Raw genomic sequence first — 20,651 nt, forward strand, 5'->3', positions numbered from 1 at the left:
GCCACACCGACCGTCCAACAAAGGAGTCCTCATGCCCGAGGCCGTCATCGTTTCGACCGCCCGCTCCCCGATCGGACGGGCCGCCAAAGGTTCGCTGGTCGATATGCGGCCCGACGATCTGACCACCCAGATCGTGCGCGCGGCGCTCGACAAGGTGCCCGCCCTGGACCCGGCCCAGATCGACGACCTGATCCTCGGCTGCGGCTCCCCCGGCGGCGAGAGCGGCTTCAATATCGCCCGCATCGTCGCCGTGCAGCTGGGCTACGACTTCGTGCCCGGCACCACCGTGCACCGCTACTGCGCCTCGTCGCTGCAGTCCACCCGGATGGCCTTCCACGCCATCAAGGCCGGCGAGGGCGATGTCTTCATCTCCGCCGGTGTGGAGACCGTGTCCCGCTACAAGAACGGCTCCGCCGACAGCTGGCCGAACACCAAGAACCCGCTGTTCGCCGACGCCGAGGCGCGCACCGCGAAGACCGCCGAGGGCGGCGCCGGCATCTGGCACGACCCGCGCGAGGACGGCCTGATCCCGGACGCCTACATCGCCATGGGCCAGACCGCCGAGAATGTCGCCTCGTTCACCGGCATCACCCGCGAGGAGCAGGACCGCTGGGGCGTGCGCTCGCAGAACCGCGCGGAGGAGGCCATCAAGGCGGGCTTCTTCGAGCGCGAGATCACCCCGATCACGCTGCCCGACGGCACCGTCGTCTCCAAGGACGACGGCCCGCGCGCCGGTGTCACCTACGAGGCGGTCAGCCAGCTGAAGCCGGTATTCCGTCCGGACGGCACCGTCACCGCGGGTAACTGCTGCCCGCTCAACGACGGCGCGGCCGCGCTGGTCATCATGAGCGACACCAAGGCCAAGGAACTCGGCCTGACCCCGCTGGCCCGCATCGTGTCCACCGGCGTCTCCGGCCTGTCCCCCGAGATCATGGGCCTGGGCCCGATCGAGGCCGTCAAGCGCGCGCTCGCGCTCGCGGGTAAGACCGTCGACGATATCGACCTGTTCGAGATCAACGAGGCCTTCGCGGTACAGGTGCTCGGCTCGGCTCGCGCGCTGAAGATCGACGAGGACAAGCTGAACGTCTCCGGCGGCGCGATCGCGCTCGGCCACCCGTTCGGCATGACCGGCGCCCGCATCACCACCACGCTGCTCAACAACCTGCAGACCTACGACAAGCAGTTCGGTGTGGAGACCATGTGCGTCGGCGGCGGCCAGGGCATGGCGATGGTCATCGAGCGCCTGAGCTAGTCACCGCGTTCGCTGGACAACGAGGCGGCCACCGGGATTCCGGTGGCCGCCTTCGTCGTTCACAGCAGATCCTGCCGCTGCGCACCAGGAACGCTCCAGGTGCCACCTTGCTGGTCGAGCGTTGCGACGACGACCACCTCGCCACCGATGTGCTCGGCGCGTTGCCCGTGCACGACTGAACCGCGCTCCTGCGCGGATTCGCACCCCGTGCGCACGAAAGACGAAGGCGGTCACCGGAGTACCGGTGACCGCCTTTGTGCTGGCCGGATCAGTCGTTGTTGAAATAGGTCAGCAGGCGCAGGATCTCGGTGTAGAGCCAGACCAGGGTGACGGTCAGGCCGAGGGCGACGCCCCAGGCGGCCTTCTCCGGCGCCTGGGCGCGGATGAGCTGGTCGGCGGCGTCGAAGTCGATCAGGAAGCTGAATGCCGCGAAACCGATCGCGACCAGGCTGAAGACGATGGCCAGCGGGCCGCCGTCGCGCAGGCCGAGGCCGCCGTCGATGAAGAAGCTGGCGATCGCATTGCCGAGGCCCAGGACCACAATGCCGAAGATGCCGCCGACGATAACGCGGGTGAAGCGCGGCGTGACGCGGATCGCGCCCGTCTTGTAGACCACGAGCATGCCTGCGAAGACGCCGAATGTGCCGAGTACGGCTTGCGCGATCAGCGGTTTGCCGCCCACGCCGCCGAATTCGATGTTGGTGAACATGAACGACAGCGCGCCGACGAACAGACCCTCGAAGACCGCGTACGAGAGCACCACGACGGGGTTGTCCATCTTCCTGGTGAAGACCGCGACCATCAGCAGCACGAAGCCGATCAGCCCACCGCCGACGGCGAACAGCGGGGCGAGCGCGGTGTTGGCGTTGGTCAGGCCATAGGAGACGATCGCCGACACCGCGAGCACACCGAGCGTGATGGCGGTCTTGGTCACCACATCGTCGATGGTCATGGCACGGGTGGTCGGGGCCTGCTGATACGGCTGGTACTGGGGGTACTGGCCGTACTGCTGGCCCATCTGGCCCGCGCCCGTCACCCCTGATCCGAAGTTGGCATAGCCACCGCCCTCTTGCCGAGGAAGCTGACGGAATACCGGATTGCTAGTGGTGCGCACCGTGAATGCCTTTCTGGAGTCGTGATCCACGTCGCCGTGGCCGAGCCGTTCCGTTCGAGCCGGTCGCTCGATATCCAACTAGGTTGTCCAACGTGTGTCGGTCCGGTCGAGTTCCCGAGCAACCCTTCGGTACGGACAAATCGGACTCTACTACCGCTGGACGTCACGCAGCCCACGCACGGATCGCGTGACCGTGAATTTCCGATTGCGGCCGATCACCTCGGTCTGGCCGACCATCCGCTGAACCACGCCGCGATAGTTCAAATGTGAGTTGTACACGGTCCATAGCTCACCGCCCGGCCGCAACACCCGGCCGGTCTCGGCGAACATCTTGATCGCCGATCCGGTGTGCACGGCCGCGCCGACATGGAACGGCGGATTGCAGAGCACCAGATCGGCGCTGTTGTCGGCGGCCGAGGACATGGCGTCGTCACGCACCACCGTCACCCGATCGGCGACCTGGTTGACCTCGGCGGTGGCCCGCGCCGATGCCACCGCGGCCGCCGACTGATCGGTGCCGATGACGCGGATGCCGGGCCGCGCCTTGGCCAGTGCCACGGCCAGAATGCCGGTGCCGCAACCGAGATCGATGGCGTCGCGGGCGTCGGGTTTCATCCACTTGAAGTGCTGCAGCAGGAATCGGGTTCCGATATCCAATTTGGCGCCGGAGAACGCGGCACCGTGCGCGACCACCTCGATGCCGATATCGTCGATCCGTTCACGCACCGGAAATGGCGGCGCGGCAACGGGTTTTGGTCCGCTGACCAAGAGCGTGCGGGACTTCTGCCGACCCCGGCTCGCGCGCACCTGCGCGAACGATTCGGCCAGTACGTCGTTCATGGATTTGGTCAGGTATTTGTCGCGGCCGCCCGCGAAAACCGCCACCGCCGGGTCGGCGTAGCGGGCGATGGCATCGGCGACCTCGGTCAGCCCGGCGAGCATGCGCGGCAATCGCAGCAGGACGACCTCGGCGTCGGCGAGCAACTCTTCGGAAAGCGTATGCGCGGCATAGCGATCCGCGAGACCGAGCGCGCGGGCATTATTGGCCAGTGCGAGTTCGCCGGTGAGCAGGTCCTGATGGACCCGGATATCGCGCAGGTCGTGCCCGGCGATCGCGCCAAGAGTCAACGCACCATAGGCGTCGCCGATCACCGCGATCCGCCCGCTGCCAGCGGCATCGATGGCATCCGCGGCCACGTCGAGAATCAGCCGGTCGGCGGCATCGACGGCGTAGAGGTTCAGCGCCTCTACATCCGGATACCGCCGCAGCCGGCCAAGTACGTCCTCGACATCTCCCACACCTCAAGTGTGCTAGATCGTTGCCGACACATCGCGCGCGCCCCGGCGTGTCGGCGACATTCCGGCGGCAAACACCGGGTCGGCGCAAATCCCCGGCGGGGCGCTCGCTGGCCAATACCATCAGCCACATGCGTACCAGGATGGTGCTGATGGTCGCCGCCGCGGCGATGGTGCTCGTTGGCTGCGGCGACGGCGGATCCAGCTCGAACCCCACGACCACCCCGACCACCACGACCGGCACACTGACCGATGCGCCGGACAATGTCCCGCGCGATGCGCTGCCCAAGCGCGGGACCCCATCCCGTGCCGCGGGCGTGACCGTGACCGGCCTGCGAATCGGCCATCATCCCGGATTCGACCGCGTGGTCTACGAATTCGGCGGCGCCGGCACGCCCGGCTGGCTCGTGCAGTACACCGAGCAGGCCATTCAAGACGGCAGCGGAAAGGTCGTCGATGTGGCGGGCCGCTCGATTCTGGCAGTTCAGATCACCGGTTCGGCCTATCCGTTCGACAGCGGCGTGACGCCGTACTCCGGTCCCGACCCGGCGACCGATCCGAGCGCGCCCATGATCGCGGGCGTCTACCGGACCAGCGTCTTCGAGGGCACCACCCAGTCGTTCATCGGGGTGAACGCCGATCGCCCGGCCTTCGCGGTCAGCACGCTGACCAATCCCACCCGGCTGGTCATCGATATCGCGACCGCATAACCCGTGTCGATACGGCATGGGGGTATCTCGAGCTCGACCGCAGGACCCGCTCTAGAATGACGGCGTGGTCGAACCGCACCTGCCTCCGCGCGCCACCGGACTCGTCCGGGCGCTCGGCGTGCTGGTGCTGCTCGCGGGGATCGCGGCGATGCACGCCGGGGTTTTCGCGATCCCACCTGCGCACGCAGCGCATACCGTGCGGGCCGATGACGACATGCCGACCATGGCCATGCCGGCCGATCAGCATGCCGGATCGGACTGCACCGGCGACGGTTGCGGCACCGGCCACGGCGGCATGCACGCCTGCGTCTTCATCCTCACGGCCGTGGCATCGGCTGTGCTGCTCGTCCTGCTCTACTGGATCACTCTCGATCGACCGGGTGGCGGTGTGTCGAAGCCGCGCCAGTGGCGGCCGGTGCGCGAACGCGCACCACCGTGGACCGTGCCGTCCCTGGCCGAATTGTCGATTCTGCGGATCTGACAGGCCCACCGCGCCCGTAGCCCACCACGGTCGCGGCCTTCGCCTGTCCGAAATCCAGTCATTCGCAATTCTTCAGGAGCACAGACATGTTCATCACTCGTAGCCGGATCACCCTCGCCATCGCGGTAACCACCACCGCCGCAGCGCTTTTCGCCGCGGGCTGTAGCAACGACAACTCGGGATCCACCTCCGGCACGTCATCGAGCGGCCAGGTGACCTCCGCAAAGCCCGCCACTCGAAGCGATTTCAACGACGCCGACGTGAACTTCCTGCAGATGATGTACCCGCACCACGCGCAGGCGGTCGAGATGGCGCGGCTGGTCCCGAGCCGCACCCAGAACGAGCAGGTGCGCACGCTCGCGGCGAATATCGAAAATGCACAGTCACCGGAGATGCAACAGATCACCGAGTTGCTGGAGAGCTTCGGTAAGCCAGCGCCGAGCAGCACGGGGCACGGCGGGCACGGTATGGAGATGCCGAGCATGACCAGCACCATGCATATGCCCGGCATGACATCGATGCCCATGACCACGATGCCCGGCACCTCGAATATGCCGGGCATGATGTCCACCGAACAGATGAACGCCCTGGCCGCGGCTTCCGGCGCCGATTTCGACCGGCAGTGGATGGAAATGATGATCGAGCACCACAACGGCGCGATCACCATGGCGAACACCGAACTCGCCGGCGGCATGAACCCCGATGCGAAGGCCCTCGCGACGTCCATCATCGCCGCCCAACAGGCTGAAATCGCCACCATGCGTGGCCTGCTCGGCCAGGGCTGACGCATTACCACTGATCGCTCCGGGCCCGGTGCCGTCCCGGAGCGATCAGTGCGGCCAACCGGTGCGACTTCGCCTACCGCTGGATATCAGTTGGTCATCGATCTGGGTCCGGTCGGCTGACGTGCCGGGTCGCGAACAAGTACGGTTTTTACGTCCGGCCTCCTTCGCGCCTCCAGCGGCCGGGTATTCGGAGGAGAGGGGAAACCGACATGCGACGTCTAGAACGTGCGGGCCTCGTCGCCGCCGCGGCCGCGACCGCGGTGGGTGTCCTTACCGTCGGCGCGTGCTCGAAGCAGATCACCGGCAATGCGCAGGTCAACCAGACCGAACTCGCCGCGTACACCTCCGAGGTCACGGCATCGTCGGTGGCCGCATCCTCCTCGCGCGCGGCCGCCGCCGAACGGGCGACCGGAACCGCGTGCGACACCTTCACCACCGCGAACAGCAGCTCGATCCATAGCTTCAACGATTACATCGACGCGAGCAATAGCAAGGGCAACAACGACCCGGAGACCAATACCAAGGCCAATGACGCCGTCACCACGCTGCGCAATAACGCACGCACCATCGATTCGAAGGTGACCTCTGACGTGCCCCTGGCCGTGGCGACCCCGCTGCGCAGCTACCGCGACGACACCAACGCCCTTGCCGACACCCTCGATCGGCGCGCGCCGACCGATACCCTCAATGCCGCGATCGATAAGTTCAACGCCACCAAGAACATTGCCGAGGACGCCTGTAAAGGTCACTGACACAGCTCATTTCGCGTCCTTCTGGGCGCACCGGCGTCAGGCTGCGCATGGCCGATTCAGCCGCATGTCGCCGACGATCCGCTCCCCCGATCGACGAACTCGGCGGCCACCCAACGGTTTACGTCTCCGTGGGCACCGTGCCGATCTTCGATCAGCCCGCGCTGTTCACTCCGACCCTGGACGGACTCGCGGCCGCCCGCCTCGGTGCCGCGGCGCTGAGCACTGAGATCCGGCGGACGCCGACGACGGCAATGGTTGCCGAGGAACTGATGGGCGAATACCGAGGGTCGATCAGGCGCCGGGCGGGACGGTCGGCTGCCAGGACGATGACTGCTCCGGCTCGCGCTGCTGCGGGCGGTGGCCGCGGCGCTCGATCAATACGAGCGCCACGCCGCTCAGCGATGCGGCGATGGCCAGGAGCGCGAAAATGAACGCCGCGCCGGGGAAGCCGACCGCCCCGATCACCGCGGCGGCGATCGCGACCAGTCCGCCGATGATCAGCAGGACGAATCCGGGCCAATTTCTGGCGTCCGCCAACGTGATTCCCGGCGGCGGCTCGGTTGCCCGGGCGATATCCGGAGCGTCGTCGAGCGGGGGAATTTCCCACGGCCCTTCCGCTGTCATGGTGGTACCTCACATTTCGGTGTCAGGCTGGATCCTCGATGCCTGATGCCTGTGGGGTGCCCCCATCTCGCCGATCCGAAACAGCCAGGTGGGCTATGCACCAGCACGGGCGAGGATGTGCGCGAGCGCTCGGGCGAGCGCGTCGGCCGGATCATCCGGAGTGATCGGCGCACGCCAGGCGATGATCTGATCGGGTCGCACGAGCAGCGCGGCTCGCTCGGTGAATCCGACCTGCCGTAGCCACTCCGGCGCATCGATCACTACCGCCTGGAAGGGTACGAGCAGACGGTCGGCAACCTCCTGTGCGGCGCGCAGCCACGATTCGCCGTCCGGTCCGACCAGCAGCGTGAAACGGGAGGCCACCAGATCGAGTGTGGAGACCCGGGTTTCGTTCCGCTGCACCCAGGCGTGCGGGAGGCGCGATCCCGGTGCGCCGTCGAGAACGAGGTCGATATCCTCGGTCGAGGGCAGCGCGGGCTGTGGTTCGAGCACCGCCGCGGAGTCATAGCGATAGCCCAAATGCACGACGGGGGCGTTGATGATGCCGAGCACCGCCCGCTCCGCGGCGGCGGCCGGGCTGGAATCCCAGTGCAGTCGTGGGGCGTTCAAGCGGAGCAGCGCTTGCGTCAAGGTGGTCGTCGCGACCGGCCGACGCTCGGCGTCATAGCTGTCGAGCAGCGCCGGACCGGCGTGTCCGGCCAGCACCGCGCCCAGTTTCCATGCCAGGTTGTGCGCGTCGGCCGCGCCGGTGTTCAACCCGAACGCGCCGAGCGGGGGTACCGCGTGCGCCGCGTCACCGACCAGGAATACGCGCCCCTCGCGGAATCGTTCGGCGACCAAACCCCTTGCGCGCCATGGCAATCTGCTGATCACCTGCACATCCAGATCCGGATCGCCGATCGCGGCACGGATCAGTTCGACGCATCGTTCGATGGTGAAGTCGTCGGCGGATTCTCCGCGATCCGGGTCGTAATCACTATGGAATACCCACTCTTTCGCACCGTCGATGGTCATCAGGATGCCCGGCGCCCGGGGGGTGGTGATATCGCATGCGACGAACTGCCGCCCTTGGGTATACGGACGCAGGTCGGCGCGGAAGAGAATGTTCATCTTCGGATTGCCGAGCGCCCCAGGACCGGTCGTGCCGACGCCGAGCGCCGCGCGCACCCCGCTGCGCGCACCGTCGGCGGCGACGAGGTATTCGGCGCGGATGGTCTGCCCGTCATCGAGGTGTGCGGTGATGCCATCGGCATCCTGTTCGAACGACAGCAATCGGGTCCCGTAGCGCACGGTGGCGCCGAGTTGGGTGGCCGCGGGCAGCAGGACCGAATCGAGCCGGTGCTGCGGGCAGGTGCCGCGAATCGCGGCCGGCGTGACCAGTTCCGAGCGCCACCCCGAACGCGCGGGCGCGGCATCGGGCAGTCCCGCCAGATTCGCCGCGGCGAGGGTCACCGCGGCGAGCTTGCCCAGATTGCCCACCGACATGTCGACGGCCACGGCATCGACCGCGTCGAGCACACCGGCCTCGCGCAGGAATTCCAGGGTGCGCGGGCCCAGGCCGGTCGCACGTGGGTGCGCCGACGGCTCCGGCTGCGCCTCGACGACCAGCGCCTCGACCCCGTGCCGGGCCAGAAATAACGCCATGAACAGGCCGACCGAGCCGCCTCCGGCGATCAGAACCTTCGTGGGCAGCATGACAACTCTCCTTATGGCTACATCGTACTCACTACGGAAACACCGTAGCCATACTGCTACGATGTTCGCAACGGCGGCCAGTCAAGGAGCAGGCAGTGACGAATTCGGCGAAGACCCCCGCGCTGGTCTGGAGCAAGGAACGGCGCACCCCCAGGCGTCAGGCTCCCGGTGTGGAGCAGATCGTCCGCACCGCCATCGGCCTGGCCGACAGCGAGGGCCCCGACGCCGTTTCCATGCGCCGCATTGCCACCGAACTCGAATCCGGCACGGCATCGCTCTACCGCTACGTCGCCAGTCGCGACGATCTGCTCGATCTGATGATCGATGCGGTCCGCGGCGAGGTGGCGCCGCCCGAACTCGTCGGCGAGTGGCGAGCCGACCTCACCGCCGTCGCGCGACATCTGCGCGAGACCATGATCCGTCACCCATGGCTGGCCTCCGAGCTGACCGGCCGACCCACTCTGGGCGCGAATTCCCTTCGCCTGCACGACACTTCACTCGCCGCGGCGACCGAACTGACGCCGGACATCACGAACGCGGCCGCCATCGTCGATACCGTGCACGCCTACGTCTTCGGCGCCACCGCCGCCCAGCTCGCCGAGGAACAAGCGCAACGTCGCACCGGACTCACCGAGGACCAGTGGCGCGAGACCGTCGCGCCCTACATTCGAGAAGTGATCGCCGGCAACGACTACCCCCACTTCGCCCGCCGCGTGCGCGATGCCGCCGATGCGGACGCCGACCAGCGCTTCGACTTCGGACTCGAGTGTGTACTCGACGGGATCGCCGCCCGGGTGGATGATTCCGAGCGAGATTGACCTGGGGCGATGTTTGCCGGCCCGGCCTCGGGCCGCCCGCCTGGCCTGCGGTCGCCTTTGCCGCTCGGCGCGGCGGCAATTCAGCGGGCGAGGCTCTGGAAGGCGGTGCGGTAGGCGTGCGGGCTGGTGCCGACGACTCGTTTGAAGCGGTCGCGGAACGAGGTGGGCGAACCGAATCCGACCTGGGTGGCGATGCGATCGACCGGATGGTTGGTGGCTTCGAGCAGGTATTGAGCCTGACGGATGCGGGCTCGGTGCAGCCACTGCAGCGGCGTGCTGCCGGTCTGCTCGCGGAAGCGGCGGTTGAGCGTCCGTGGGCTCATACCCGCTTGGTTCGCAACATCTTCCACAGTGAGTGACTTGGCGGCATTCTCCTCCAGCCAGCGCAGCAGCGGTTCCATCGACGCGCCCTGTGGCGTCGGCGGCTGGTCGTGCACGATGAACTGCGCCTGTCCCCCTTCGCGTTCCAGCGGCATGACCGCGAGGCGGGCGGCATCGGCGGCCACCGCAGAACCATGGTCGCGACGAATCATATGCAGGCACAGGTCGATTCCGGCGGCGGCGCCCGCCGAGGTGAGGAACTGGCCGTTATCGACATAGAGCACATCGGGGTCGACGTCGATCGCAGGGTAGCGGGCGGCGAGGGTCGGTGCGGCCAGCCAGTGAGTGGTGGCACGCAGTCCGTCGAGCAGTCCGGTGGCGGCGAGGATGAACGCGCCGACGCAGATCGAGGCGATGCGGGTGCCGTTCGCCGCGGCCACGCGCAGAGCTTCCACGACATCGGCGGGAACCGCGACGCTGGGATCCGCGCAGCCGGGTAGGACGATGGTGTCCGCCTCGGCCAATGCCTCCAGTCCCCAGCGGGCCCGGATGGTGAAGAGTTCGGTCTCGACGGTCGGTGTGGCGGCACAGACGCGGACCCGGTAGGCCGGGCGGCCGTCGGGCAGCCGACAGCGGGTGAAGGATTCGATCGGCGTGGAGAGGTCGAAGGGCAGGACCTGGTCCAAGGCGAGGACGGCCACGGTGTGCATGCCGATACCGTAGGCCACCAGCGGATTCCAGCCAACTGAGCTGACCTGGAAGATTCTTCGTTTATCCAGCTCAGCCCGCATGGCGAGAATCCGTTGATATATGGCAATTCCGCCAGTTCCCGGACTCCTTCCCGATCGCTAGCGTCGGCAGCACCGACAACGAGAAGGAGCTGATTCGGGTGCTCGCCCAGTTCGTACTATTCGACGGATTCGACCCGCTGGAACTGGCGGAATTGCGCTGGCGCAGCGCTGGCCGCATCCCCACGGTCGCCTTCTGAGTTCCGGGCCGTGACGAAACTTCTACTCTCGCTGCACGTTCTGGCCGCGATCATTGCCATCGGCCCGGTGACGGTGGCCGCCAGCATGTTTCCCGCGACCGCCCGTCGCGCGTTCACCACCGCGACCGATCCACATCACCTGGCCACCACCCGCACCCTGCACCGCATCTGCCGGGTCTATGCCGGCATCGGCCTCGCGGTCCCGGTCTTCGGTCTGGCCACCGCGGCCAGTCTCGGTGTCCTGACCGATATCTGGCTCACCATCTCCATCGCGCTGACCGGAGTGGCCGCCGGAATCCTCGCCCTGGTAATCCTGCCCGATCAATCCCGCATCCTCGCCGCCCTTTCCGGTTCACCACCCCGGCCGGTTCCCACCACCGCCCAGCTGGCCATGTTCACCGGCCTGTTCAACCTCATCTGGACCGTGGTCACCGTGCTGATGATCGTCCGCCCCGGTTCGACGACCGGGGCATGACCTCGACCTCAGGGGACGAGCACGACCTTGCCGGTGACAGTTCCGGACTCGGCGAGTTCCATTGCGCGAGCGGCTTCGGCCAGCGGGATACGAGCGGCCACCTGCGCGTGCAGGGTTCCGGCCGCGGCCAGGTCGAAGACCGCGGTGAGAGCCGCGGCGATCTCGGCACGGAATCGGGCGCGGTTGCGCTTACCGGCCCAGACGTTGAAGAAGTGCGCATTCCGCTTGTTGGGCAACAGGTTCCACCAGATCAGGCGGCCCACCAGCGCGAGCACCGGGAGGCGCGAGTTGCCCGGATCATCCTTGGTGGACGCGGTGCCGTAGGAAACCAGCGTGCCGTGCGGTGCGAGCAGGCGGAACGAATCGACGATCCCGGGACCACCGACGTGATCGAAGACGGCGTCGACCCCGCCCGGCGCCAGGGCGCGAACCTGCGCCGACACATCGCCGCGGTAGTCGATGGCCTCGGCGCCCAGTGCGGTGACGGCTTCGGCGTGCCGGGCGGATGCCGTGCCCAGCACGCGGATTCCGGCGTTGCGGGCGAGCTGGACCAGGGTCGAGCCCACGCCGCCATTGGCGCCGTGCACGAGAATCGTCGCGCCGCTGCGCACTTCGGCGATGCGATGCAGCATCCGCCATGCGGTGATGCCGTTCACGACAAAGGTTTCGGCTTCGGCGGCATCGAGGCCGGCGGGGACCGGGACCAGGTCGGCGGCGTCCAGGACGATATGGCTGGACCAGCCGCCGATCTTGGTCAGGGCGGCGACGCGGCGGCCGAGCAGCGCCGGATCGACATTCGCCCCGATTGCCGTCACCGTGCCGACGAGGTCGTAACCCGGGACGAACGGGAACGGCGGCTGGTCGTAGTACTTCGCGCGGCGCATCTGCTGTTCGGCGAAGGAGATGCCGGTGGCTTCGACCGCCACCATGGCTTGACCGTCGGCCGGTTCGGGCAGCTCGCGGTGGGTGATCCGCAGGCCCGCCGGTTCGACGGGGCCGGGCAGGAGAATCTGGGTCGCCAGGGTGTTCATGATGGTGGCCTTTCGGTTGGTGATTTACGAGGTAAAGAGAGTGAGTGACTGGACAGTCACTCGTTGGTCAAAAAGAGTGCCCCTGAGGGGCAAGAGATCGAAATCCCAAGGGCTGCAATAGCGTCTGCTAAGTCCCCACCCTCACTGCTTCGGATCGACGTGACGGATACCGGCACTCAGCATTCGCGCCCAATCGCTATCGAGACCCTCCAGCCCGAGTGTCGTGATCAGATGGCACAGTTGGCCGTAGGCCATAAAGCGCTGCACCGCGTCGTCGGCTGCGCCGGATCGCGTCTTCGCGAAGGTCGTCACGCGTTCGAGCCCGCGCCGCACCGCCTCGGCGATCTCCGGAATATCGACCGCCGATTGCGCGTGCACCTGCAGTAGCAACAGGTTTCGGTCGGCGATCAGTTCCGCGTACGCCGCGCCCATCTCGTGCAGGATCGCATCGGGAGCCGCGCCGTCGACCCGCGCCGCACCCGCCGACAATGCCCGTTCCACCAGTTCGTAGCACCGATCCAGGGCCGCGACGAACAGGGCGACCTTGCCCGGAAACAGTTTGAACACGTAAGCGGGCGAGATATTCGCCCGCGCCGCAACGGTATTGATCGGCGTGCCGTGATACCCGGCCTGCGCGAATTCGGCGATCGCGGCATCGACCACCGCCTCGCGCCGGATCTCCGACGTAGAAAGTAAGACACCGCGCCTGCTCATGTGAGTGACTATACACTCACTCTGCCCGCTTCGGTCAACCCCCGAATTGTCGGTCCCTGCCTCTACCGTGTGCCCATGGCGGATACCGAGCGCGCGGTCGAGCATGGGCGGCTGCTCACGGGCCTGCTGCGGGCGGATGCGCGACCGTCCGAGATTCGTTGGCGGCTGGTGGAACTCACCGAGATGAACGCCAGCGTCGCGGAATGTGCCGGGCGGGTGGAGTTCTACTCGCGAATGTTGGTCGAGGGGCGCTCTACCACCGCCGCACATGCGCAGAGCGTGCTTGTCGAATTGCACGCGGAGGGGGTGCTCGCGGGCGATGAGGTGGTGGCGCTCTCGCGGGCGGTGCTGGCGCGGACGGAGAAGAAGCTGGTCCGCGCGCAGTTGAGCTGGTTGGCGCGGGCGGTTCGGAGCGAGCCGGGGTGCGCCTCGACATCGGTGCGGGTGCTGGCGGAAGCCATCGAGACGACCGCGGATATCGCACTGCGCGAGCGGATGGCGCGGATGATCACCCGGCAGCTGCGGGTGGCGGATGGGCAGACGCGGGCGGAGTTCGCGGACGCGGCGCGGACGTGGGAGATCGAGGAGCGGTTTCCGCTGCCGCCGCGGGCTGCGCTCGCACCATTCGATGTGCCGAGCACGGTTACCGGGACGGTGGATCTGTACCGCCGGGTGACCGCGCGACGTCACGACGACTGGTCGCTGGATGAACAGTTCCTCGATGGCGTCATCCGCTTCACCTACCAGGATCGCGACGGGTTGGCGGCGGCTCTCGGCCCGCTCGTCGATCACGAAGTCCCTGCGGCGCAACAGGATCCGTCGTGGTGGCAGCGTCAACAGCAACGCAGCTGGTGCGGGAAGCAACCGTGGTCGGTGCGCACCCTCGCCGCGATCGCCACGGGCGCACTGCGCTATCCGCCGCGCGGGTCTACCCGCTCCACGCCATTGACCGAACGCATGGCCGAGTGGGGCACTCTGCTGCTGGAAGGCGCTGTGCCACCGCCGTTCTCGCTGGCCACACCCAGCTTCGACGATGGCCGGATCGATGCCGCCGACCTCGTCGAGCGACTGCGCGAATACGCCGACTCAGGGCTGCGGCCCGGCCCGGTCGACTTCGCCCAAGCACTGGTGCGGGTTGCGCCGACCTCGCGACCCGAGGTTTTGTTGCTGGCAGACGCACTTCGGTCCCCCGAAGGCGCACGCCTGGCCGCCTGGCTGCGCAATGGTCACTCCGGGTCGGAAACCGATGCGTTCCCGCAGTACCTGAGCGCGGCGTTGCGTGGCCCGCCTGCCAACGAGCGCTGGTATTCCAGCCCGATTGCCGAGCATGAGCTACCGATCCCGGAAGTGCAGGCCGCGTGGATGCCCTGGGTGGACCGAGATCGGTTGCTGCGCATCGTGAATCTGCCGGGCACGAAGGGGCCGCAGGTACACCGTGCGGTCATGAACGCACTCGTGAGCGACGACGCCCGCGACCGCACCACGGGCGTCGACGCACTGGTCGCACTCGCCTGCGCCGACGAACTCCGGCCGGATCTGCTGGCGCGGGCACTGCCCGTGCGCGCACCCACCGGCCGACTCGCCAGTTCGCTGCGCGATGTCCGGCGCGCGCTGGGCGCACACCGCACCTGGCCTGTGCTCGCGGCCATCCTGCCCGTGCTGTTCGCCAGCAACCCCACACCCGGCCTGCCCGACGTGGTGGCGGAGGCGGCCGACTGCGCCCGTAAATCGGGCACGCGGGGTGAGCTACCCGGACTCGATGCGGTGCTGCGACGCGGCGGTCCCAGCCGATTGGCCGGGGCGGCCCGCGCACTGTCCGTCGCCTTGTCGAGCAGTTGACCGCGCCTAGGCGCGGTCGTCCCAGCGCCCGACCCAAACCTGTAGCGGCCCAAGGGCCGCGACCAATTCGAGGCCGTCGACGGTCAGGCGGTACCCCTTCGAATCGGTCTCGACGATCCGCACATCGCGCAATTCGCGCAGCCGATCGTTCAGGACGCTGGCCGACACCCCGCCGGTCAGACTCTGCAATTCGCGGAAGGTGACGCTGGCACCGTCACGCAACTCCCACAGCACCCGCAGCGTCCAGCGACGGCCGAGGAGATCCAGCAGCGCCATGATCGGGCGGCCGGTGTGTGATCCCCGGACGGGTTTTCCGACCACCGGAAGCTTGTCTGCTTCGGATTCCGAAGCTACCATCGAGACCGTCCTTGCTCTGTTTTTCGAAGCACTATGGCAGTCTAACGAGGTTCGATCCATGACCACCGAATCCACACCCCGAATCGCCCCACTGTGCCCGCCGTACGCACCCGATATCGACGCCCAACTGAAGAAGTGGATGCCGCCGGAAACCGCGATCGAACCGCTCACCCTATTCCGCACGCTGGCCGTGCACGATGAACTCTTCTCGCGCATGCGCCCACTCGGCGCGGGCATTCTCGGCCACGGCCGCGTGCCGCCGCGCGAGCGTGAGATCGTCATCCATCGCACCTGCGCGCGGGCGGGGGCCGAGTACGAGTGGGGAGTGCACGCCGCGTTCCAGGGTCCGCGGGTCGGCCTCACCGCCGCCCAAATCGACGCCGCCGCGGTCGGTCCGGCCGATGATCCGGCGTGGACCGCCGCGGACGTCGTGCTGGTGCGCATGGCCGACGAACTCCACGACACCGGCGATATCTCCGATGCGATCTGGACCCGGCTGGCCGAACGCTACGACGCGGACCAGATCCTGGAACTGATCATCATCGCGGGCTGGTATCGCCTGCTCAGCACCGTAATCAACAGTGCCCGCATCGAACTCGAACCCTGGGCGAAGCGCTTTCCTCAGCGTGGCGACGCGGTCAGGTCGTAGACCGCGACATTGCCGATGTGGACCGGTTCATAATGCGCGGCCACCCAGTCACCGATGTCCTTGTGGCCGATCGGCCGCCACAACTCGTCGTCGGGCTCCGGTGCCGGGGCATCCTTCACGCGCCAGGAATCGGGCAGCTTCACCTCCTGCGCGAGGTAATAGGTGACCTGATGGCCGCGGACCAGTTGCTGGAACTGGTCGAGTGTCGGCACCGGATCGTCGGAGGTGAAGCCGCCGATCGCGATAACCGGTGTGCGACTGGCCAATTCGAGCGTGGCGGCGGCCGAGGAGCGGTCCACGGCGGCCGACCATCGCGTCGTCGTCTCGCTCAGCATGGTCACCACGCGCGGTTGCGCGAAGTCGCCGCTCATGAACCGGCGGATCTCGGATTGCGCATCGTCGGCGGGACCGCTCTTTTGCGCGCGGGCCGGGCCGACCGTGGGACTGCCGCCGGTATGCGACTGCGGTAGCGTCGCCACCGCATAAGCCGTCGAGCCGCCGAGACCGGCGAACACACCCGCGATCACCAGCACCGAGGTCACCCGGTCCCGCATCCGGCGTCGCCCGGCCGCCGGAAGCGAAGCCGCCAGCAGACCGACCGCCGCGAGCACCGTTATCGCGAGGATGGTCCAGCGCAGCCAGGGCTGCCAATCCGAGTTCCGCTGCAGGACGACGAAGGCCCATATACCCGCGGACAGAATGAGTGCGGCGGAGCCGATGCCGCCGAAGGCGTCGCCGCGGCGACGCCACATTTCGTGCACGCCGAGCGCGAACATCCCGGCCACGGCGGGTCCGATCGCCAAGGTGTAATACGCGTGCATGCCGCCCTTCATGGTGGAGAAGGCGACGCCGTCGATGATCAGCCACAGCCCGAAGGTCAGTGCCGCACCACGCACCAGGTCGGTGCGCGGCGCACGCCACCGGGACGCCAGCACCAATCCGAAGGCGAGGATCGCGGCGGGCAGCAGCCAGGAGATCTCATATCCGATCTCGCCGGTGAACAACCGATCCGGTCCCGAGCCGAAACCGCCGAAGCCCTGTCCGGGTCCGGCACTGTGCGGCATCTCGTAACCGGGTGGCAGCTCGAAGCGGTTGCCGCCCTTATGGTTCCGGCCCAGAAAGCGCGCGAACCCGTTGTAGCCCAGCACCAGATCCATGAAGGTGTTGTTCGTCGACCCGGCCAGATATGGCCGCGAGGATTCGGGCCACAGCAGGGTCAGCAGCACGAACCAACCGGACGAGACGATCAGCGCGCCCGCCGCGGCGAGCAGGTGCAGCAGTCGCGTCCGCAGTGCGGTGGGCGCGACGATCAGATAGCCGATGCCCAACGCGGGCAACACCATCAGCCCCTCGAGCATCTTCGCCAGGAATGCGAACCCGAGCGCGACGCCCGCCAGCATCAGCCAGCGCACGCTCGCCTGCCGCAGTGATCGGATGGTGCAGTACGCACCGGCCGTCATCAGCAGCACCATGACCGCGTCCGGGTTGTTGAACCGGAACATCAACGCCACCACCGGCGTCACCGCGAAGACGGCACCGGCGAGCAGTCCCGCGCCACGGCTCGCGGTCGCCCTGGTCACCGCCCCGTACATCAGCGCCACCGTCGCGACCGCCATCAGCGCCTGCGGAATCAGCATGCTCGCACTGCTGAAGCCGAACAGCTGACCCGAGAGCCCCATCACCCACTGCGATACCGGCGGCTTGTCGACCGTGATGAAATCCCCGGGATCGAGCGAGCCGAACAGCAGTGCCTTCCAATCCCGCGAGCCCGACCACGCCGCGGCGGCGTAGAAGCCGTTGCCCATGGCATTGACGGTGATATTCCACAGATAGGCCGCCGCGGTCCCGATCAGCAGCACCGCCAAGCCGATACGCTCCCACCGCCGGATCGGCGGCAATGCCGTCGTCGAGAACGGCGCGGTCGTATCCGGCGGGGTCGTATCGGGCCGGGACGGGGCACTGGTCACTGTCACCCGGGGAGTATCACAGCCGTAGCGGTGGGCCGCCTTTGCATTTGCTGTCAGTCTGCTGTGAGCCTGCCCCCAACCCCTTTGACCATGGGATTTGGGGCGTTCTATGCCGTAACGGGGCGCGAAACCACTCGATCTCACCACCGAAGCCGTGAGTGTGGAGGGTCGAGTGCGTCGTTGTTCGAAAAGTGTTGTGGTGTCCGCTATCACCATGGCCGTTGTGCTGCTGACCGGTCTGTCGGGTGCGGTCGCCCACGCCGAATCCGCAGAGTTGAAGCATTGTGAACTCACCGATGGGCGCACGCCGCAAACGGCGACACCCGAAGAGGTCGGCCTCGATTCGACGGCGCTGCGGGCGGCGATCGGATTCGCCTCGGATCCGACGCGACGCAATATCCAGGTGTTCCGTAACAACTGCCTGATCGCGACCGGGCCGAACAACGCACAGACCGGCGGTGTGCCGTGGAATCTGTGGAGCGCGACCAAGAGCGTGGTCTCGATGGTCACCGGCATCGCGGTCGATGAGGGACGGCTGGGGATAGACGATCCGATCGACGCCTATCTGCCGCCTGGCGTCGGCGATGCCGGGCACCGCGCCATCACCCTGCGCAATCTGCTCACCGAATCCTCGGGCCTCGAGGTCTCGGTACTCGCCGAGGGGATCACGGGGCTGACGCAACTCGATCCGAATGTGGTGGCGCAGGCCATGGCGCGGCCGGTCGAGCATCCGCAGGGCACCGTCTGGCGCTACAGTCAGCGTGCCGTCGATCTGATCGCCTATGTCGTCCAACAGGCCGTCGGCGTGGACTTCCAGGAGTACGCGCAGCAAAAGCTGTTCGACCCGTTGGGCATTCGGCGCACCGACTACTACTGGGGCCGCGACCGCAGCGGAAACACCTACGGCTACGCCCATCTCGTGCTGCCGCCCGACGATTTCGTCAAACTCGGACTGCTCGTCGCCAATCGCGGGAATTGGCATGGCACCCAAGTCATTTCGAGCGACTACCTCCGGCAGGCGAGTCAGCCGTCACAGACCAGCCCGTGTTACGGCTTCCTCTTCGTCGTCAACGGACCGGACTGCGCGGCCGAATTCCCTGGCCTGCCAGCGGATGCCGTCAAGATGTCGGGCATGATGCGCCAGGACAGCTACATTGTGCCGAGTCTGGACCTGGTGGTCAGTTGGACCGGCGTCACGGTCCCCGGCGGTGGCGTGACGTTCCAGAACGACGCGCTGCGCGCCATCAATGCGGCCTTCCGCGAGCCGCGACTACCGGATCCGGGACCCTATGAGCCGCAAGAGGGCATCAGCCTGGACGATCCGATGATCACCAACCCCGATGCCGTCCTCGACGCACTCGGCATCGGCCCCAATGCCTATCCGGGCTGCGGCCCGCTGCTCTGCCTGGGCAAGTCCCCGGCCGCACCGTTCGCGGACTGGCCACCGGGCTGCTTCATCGTCGGCTGCGTCGGCCCCGACCCGACTCCCGGCATCCGCTGAACCTGTTCAGGTGGCCGGGATTTCGCGCTGGAACCAGTCGAGGATCTGCGGTAGCGCGACGCGAGCGGTGGCGGAATGGTCGATATCGCCGAGGTCGGTGAGGGTAGCGCGGTCGGTGCCCAGGGCTTGCAGGCAGTGTTCGGCATTGGGGTAGAGCACATTTCGGTCGCCGGTGGCGGCGTAGAGGTGGACCGGGACGCGTGGGGTCCAGTCGCAGGTGCCATCGCTGGCGGCCACCGCCGACCGCGAGGTGCCGGTCGGATGTTGGGTCTGATCGATGAATTTCGGTGTCAGCAGCAGTTCCGGGCGCACGGGTAGCGCGGTGCCGATGGTGATCTCGTTCTGCTGTCCGTCGAAGAGCTGCTCGATGCGATCGGCGATCGGTTCGGAGAATGCGGCGGCGGGCTGGTCGTAGAGGTGGTAGATCCGGTTCATCGAGGTGATCCAGTAGGCGAGGTAGAAGACCGCGATCGCCGGGGCGACCCGGCCCTCGATGGCGCCGGGCGTCTCGACGTGCTGGACGTCGTAGGGCCCGCTGATCGGTGCCAGGGCGGCCAGTCCGAAGCCGGGGGCGTCACCGGCCTGTAGCGCCTTGCCCAGTGCGGTGGCGGCTTGGCCGCCCTGGGAGAAGCCGGTGACCAGGATGTCCTGGTCGAGGTCGTGCCGCTGTTCGGTGGCCAGCGTGCGGGCGGCGCGCAATAGGTCGACCGAGGCGCTGACCTCCGAGGGCGCGTGCGTATAGGGATGGAAGCCCGGGCCTTCGCCGAGGCCGAGGTAGTCCGGCGCGACGGCCGCATAGCCCGCCGCGGCGAACATGATGGTGCGGGCCCGATCGGGGCGGGTGCCGTTGACCGAGGGCGCGTCGCTCTTCAGCACCAGCGTGCCGTGCTCGTAGGTGACGACGCGCAGCCGCCGAGAATCCGTGCGCGGCAAGACGATAAGGCCGCTCGCCGTTGTCGGGCCACCCTCCGGGGTGATGGTGCGATAGACGACGCGGTAGGCGTCTACGCCATTTCGCGCCGGAGTACCGATATTCATCTGGGCCAGATAGGCGGTGGTCTGTTCCGCCGACAGCTGCTCGACCGGGGTGCTGGAAACCACCTCGCCGCGCGGTACCGCCGGGGCGGGTTCGTTATCCGAACCGCAGGCGCTCACCACCGAAAGCAGCAGTGCCGCGACGAACACTGCGATGACCGAACGCGGTGTGCTGAGCATGAATTCGGGTTCCTCTCGAATGACCACACGGACCGGCGGACAGCGGCGCTCTCCTCCATCGTGGCAC

The 20,651-nt window shown here is 67.4% G+C and carries 20 protein-coding genes; 10 read left to right on the plus strand and 10 right to left on the minus strand.

Going from position 1 to position 20,651, the window contains the following annotated elements:
* Window positions 1-31: 31 nt before the first annotated feature.
* On the plus strand, window positions 32-1,252 hold the full coding sequence (locus ACHQ4I_RS15130; RefSeq protein ID WP_420772332.1) for an acetyl-CoA C-acetyltransferase: 1,221 nt from the start codon (window positions 32-34) through the stop codon (window positions 1,250-1,252).
* A gap of 268 nt (window positions 1,253-1,520) precedes the next feature.
* On the opposite strand, the gene ACHQ4I_RS15135 is transcribed toward ACHQ4I_RS15130, so the two are convergent.
* Window positions 1,521-2,366, minus strand: a complete 846-nt coding sequence (locus tag ACHQ4I_RS15135; protein ID WP_420772333.1) for a Bax inhibitor-1/YccA family protein — start codon at window positions 2,364-2,366, stop codon at window positions 1,521-1,523.
* Window positions 2,367-2,516: 150 nt separating this feature from the next.
* Complete coding sequence (locus tag ACHQ4I_RS15140; RefSeq protein WP_420772334.1) at window positions 2,517-3,665, minus strand: class I SAM-dependent methyltransferase; 1,149 nt, start codon at window positions 3,663-3,665, stop codon at window positions 2,517-2,519.
* A 128-nt stretch (window positions 3,666-3,793) separates the two neighbouring features.
* Here ACHQ4I_RS15140 and ACHQ4I_RS15145 point away from each other — a divergent pair, with 128 nt between their 5' ends.
* The 4 genes from ACHQ4I_RS15145 to ACHQ4I_RS15160 all read left to right on the plus strand — a co-directional run bounded on the left by ACHQ4I_RS15145 (window position 3,794) and on the right by ACHQ4I_RS15160 (window position 6,390).
* Window positions 3,794-4,372, plus strand: coding sequence for an AMIN-like domain-containing (lipo)protein (locus tag ACHQ4I_RS15145; RefSeq protein WP_420772335.1), 579 nt, complete (start codon window positions 3,794-3,796; stop codon window positions 4,370-4,372).
* Window positions 4,373-4,436: 64 nt separating this feature from the next.
* Window positions 4,437-4,853, plus strand: a complete 417-nt coding sequence (locus ACHQ4I_RS15150; protein WP_420772336.1) for a DUF6153 family protein — start codon at window positions 4,437-4,439, stop codon at window positions 4,851-4,853.
* Between the two features lie 86 nt (window positions 4,854-4,939).
* Window positions 4,940-5,638 (plus strand): DUF305 domain-containing protein, encoded by a 699-nt coding sequence (locus ACHQ4I_RS15155; RefSeq protein ID WP_420772337.1) that lies wholly within the window; start codon window positions 4,940-4,942, stop codon window positions 5,636-5,638.
* A 209-nt stretch (window positions 5,639-5,847) separates the two neighbouring features.
* Window positions 5,848-6,390: a hypothetical protein gene (locus ACHQ4I_RS15160; RefSeq protein WP_420772338.1), complete on the plus strand. Its 543-nt coding sequence runs from the start codon at window positions 5,848-5,850 to the stop codon at window positions 6,388-6,390.
* 291 nt (window positions 6,391-6,681) lie between these two features.
* On the opposite strand, the gene ACHQ4I_RS15165 is transcribed toward ACHQ4I_RS15160, so the two are convergent.
* Window positions 6,682-7,014, minus strand: coding sequence for a hypothetical protein (locus ACHQ4I_RS15165; RefSeq protein WP_420772339.1), 333 nt, complete (start codon window positions 7,012-7,014; stop codon window positions 6,682-6,684).
* Window positions 7,015-7,107: 93 nt separating this feature from the next.
* Window positions 7,108-8,709, minus strand: a complete 1,602-nt coding sequence (locus ACHQ4I_RS15170) for an FAD-dependent monooxygenase (RefSeq protein WP_420772340.1) — start codon at window positions 8,707-8,709, stop codon at window positions 7,108-7,110.
* 95 nt (window positions 8,710-8,804) lie between these two features.
* Between ACHQ4I_RS15170 and ACHQ4I_RS15175 the strand changes: the two genes are divergently transcribed.
* Window positions 8,805-9,527, plus strand: a complete 723-nt coding sequence (locus ACHQ4I_RS15175) for a TetR/AcrR family transcriptional regulator (protein ID WP_420772341.1) — start codon at window positions 8,805-8,807, stop codon at window positions 9,525-9,527.
* An 80-nt stretch (window positions 9,528-9,607) separates the two neighbouring features.
* Here ACHQ4I_RS15175 and ACHQ4I_RS15180 read toward each other — a convergent pair whose 3' ends face one another.
* Window positions 9,608-10,558: a GlxA family transcriptional regulator gene (locus ACHQ4I_RS15180; RefSeq protein WP_420772712.1), complete on the minus strand. Its 951-nt coding sequence runs from the start codon at window positions 10,556-10,558 to the stop codon at window positions 9,608-9,610.
* 288 nt (window positions 10,559-10,846) lie between these two features.
* Between ACHQ4I_RS15180 and ACHQ4I_RS15185 the strand changes: the two genes are divergently transcribed.
* Window positions 10,847-11,311 (plus strand): hypothetical protein, encoded by a 465-nt coding sequence (locus tag ACHQ4I_RS15185; protein ID WP_420772342.1) that lies wholly within the window; start codon window positions 10,847-10,849, stop codon window positions 11,309-11,311.
* An 8-nt stretch (window positions 11,312-11,319) separates the two neighbouring features.
* Here ACHQ4I_RS15185 and ACHQ4I_RS15190 read toward each other — a convergent pair whose 3' ends face one another.
* Both ACHQ4I_RS15190 and ACHQ4I_RS15195 read right to left on the minus strand, forming a co-directional pair.
* Window positions 11,320-12,342, minus strand: coding sequence for a medium chain dehydrogenase/reductase family protein (locus ACHQ4I_RS15190; protein WP_420772343.1), 1,023 nt, complete (start codon window positions 12,340-12,342; stop codon window positions 11,320-11,322).
* A gap of 141 nt (window positions 12,343-12,483) precedes the next feature.
* Window positions 12,484-13,056 (minus strand): TetR/AcrR family transcriptional regulator, encoded by a 573-nt coding sequence (locus tag ACHQ4I_RS15195; protein WP_420772344.1) that lies wholly within the window; start codon window positions 13,054-13,056, stop codon window positions 12,484-12,486.
* Window positions 13,057-13,131: 75 nt separating this feature from the next.
* On the opposite strand from ACHQ4I_RS15195, the gene ACHQ4I_RS15200 reads away from it, so the two are divergent.
* Entirely contained in the window at window positions 13,132-14,895 is a 1,764-nt protein-coding gene (locus tag ACHQ4I_RS15200) for a hypothetical protein (RefSeq protein ID WP_420772345.1), read from the plus strand.
* 6 nt (window positions 14,896-14,901) lie between these two features.
* On the opposite strand, the gene ACHQ4I_RS15205 is transcribed toward ACHQ4I_RS15200, so the two are convergent.
* A complete protein-coding gene (locus ACHQ4I_RS15205) occupies window positions 14,902-15,252 on the minus strand; it encodes a winged helix-turn-helix transcriptional regulator (RefSeq protein WP_420772346.1) in 351 nt (116 codons plus the stop codon).
* Between the two features lie 58 nt (window positions 15,253-15,310).
* Between ACHQ4I_RS15205 and ACHQ4I_RS15210 the strand changes: the two genes are divergently transcribed.
* A complete protein-coding gene (locus tag ACHQ4I_RS15210; protein WP_420772347.1) occupies window positions 15,311-15,901 on the plus strand; it encodes a carboxymuconolactone decarboxylase family protein in 591 nt (196 codons plus the stop codon).
* Here ACHQ4I_RS15210 and ACHQ4I_RS15215 read toward each other — a convergent pair.
* Window positions 15,874-17,874: an ArnT family glycosyltransferase gene (locus ACHQ4I_RS15215; RefSeq protein WP_420772348.1), complete on the minus strand. Its 2,001-nt coding sequence runs from the start codon at window positions 17,872-17,874 to the stop codon at window positions 15,874-15,876. The two genes, ACHQ4I_RS15210 and ACHQ4I_RS15215, sit on opposite strands and share 28 nt — an antisense overlap.
* 193 nt (window positions 17,875-18,067) lie before the next feature.
* Here ACHQ4I_RS15215 and ACHQ4I_RS15220 point away from each other — a divergent pair, with 193 nt between their 5' ends.
* Window positions 18,068-19,369, plus strand: a complete 1,302-nt coding sequence (locus ACHQ4I_RS15220; RefSeq protein WP_420772349.1) for a serine hydrolase domain-containing protein — start codon at window positions 18,068-18,070, stop codon at window positions 19,367-19,369.
* 6 nt (window positions 19,370-19,375) lie between these two features.
* On the opposite strand, the gene ACHQ4I_RS15225 is transcribed toward ACHQ4I_RS15220, so the two are convergent.
* On the minus strand, window positions 19,376-20,584 hold the full coding sequence (locus tag ACHQ4I_RS15225) for a hypothetical protein (protein WP_420772350.1): 1,209 nt from the start codon (window positions 20,582-20,584) through the stop codon (window positions 19,376-19,378).
* Between the last annotated feature and the right edge of the window lie 67 nt (window positions 20,585-20,651).

The organism is Nocardia nepalensis, assembly GCF_048910785.1.
Classification (GTDB): Bacteria; Actinomycetota; Actinomycetes; order Mycobacteriales; family Mycobacteriaceae; genus Nocardia; species Nocardia nepalensis.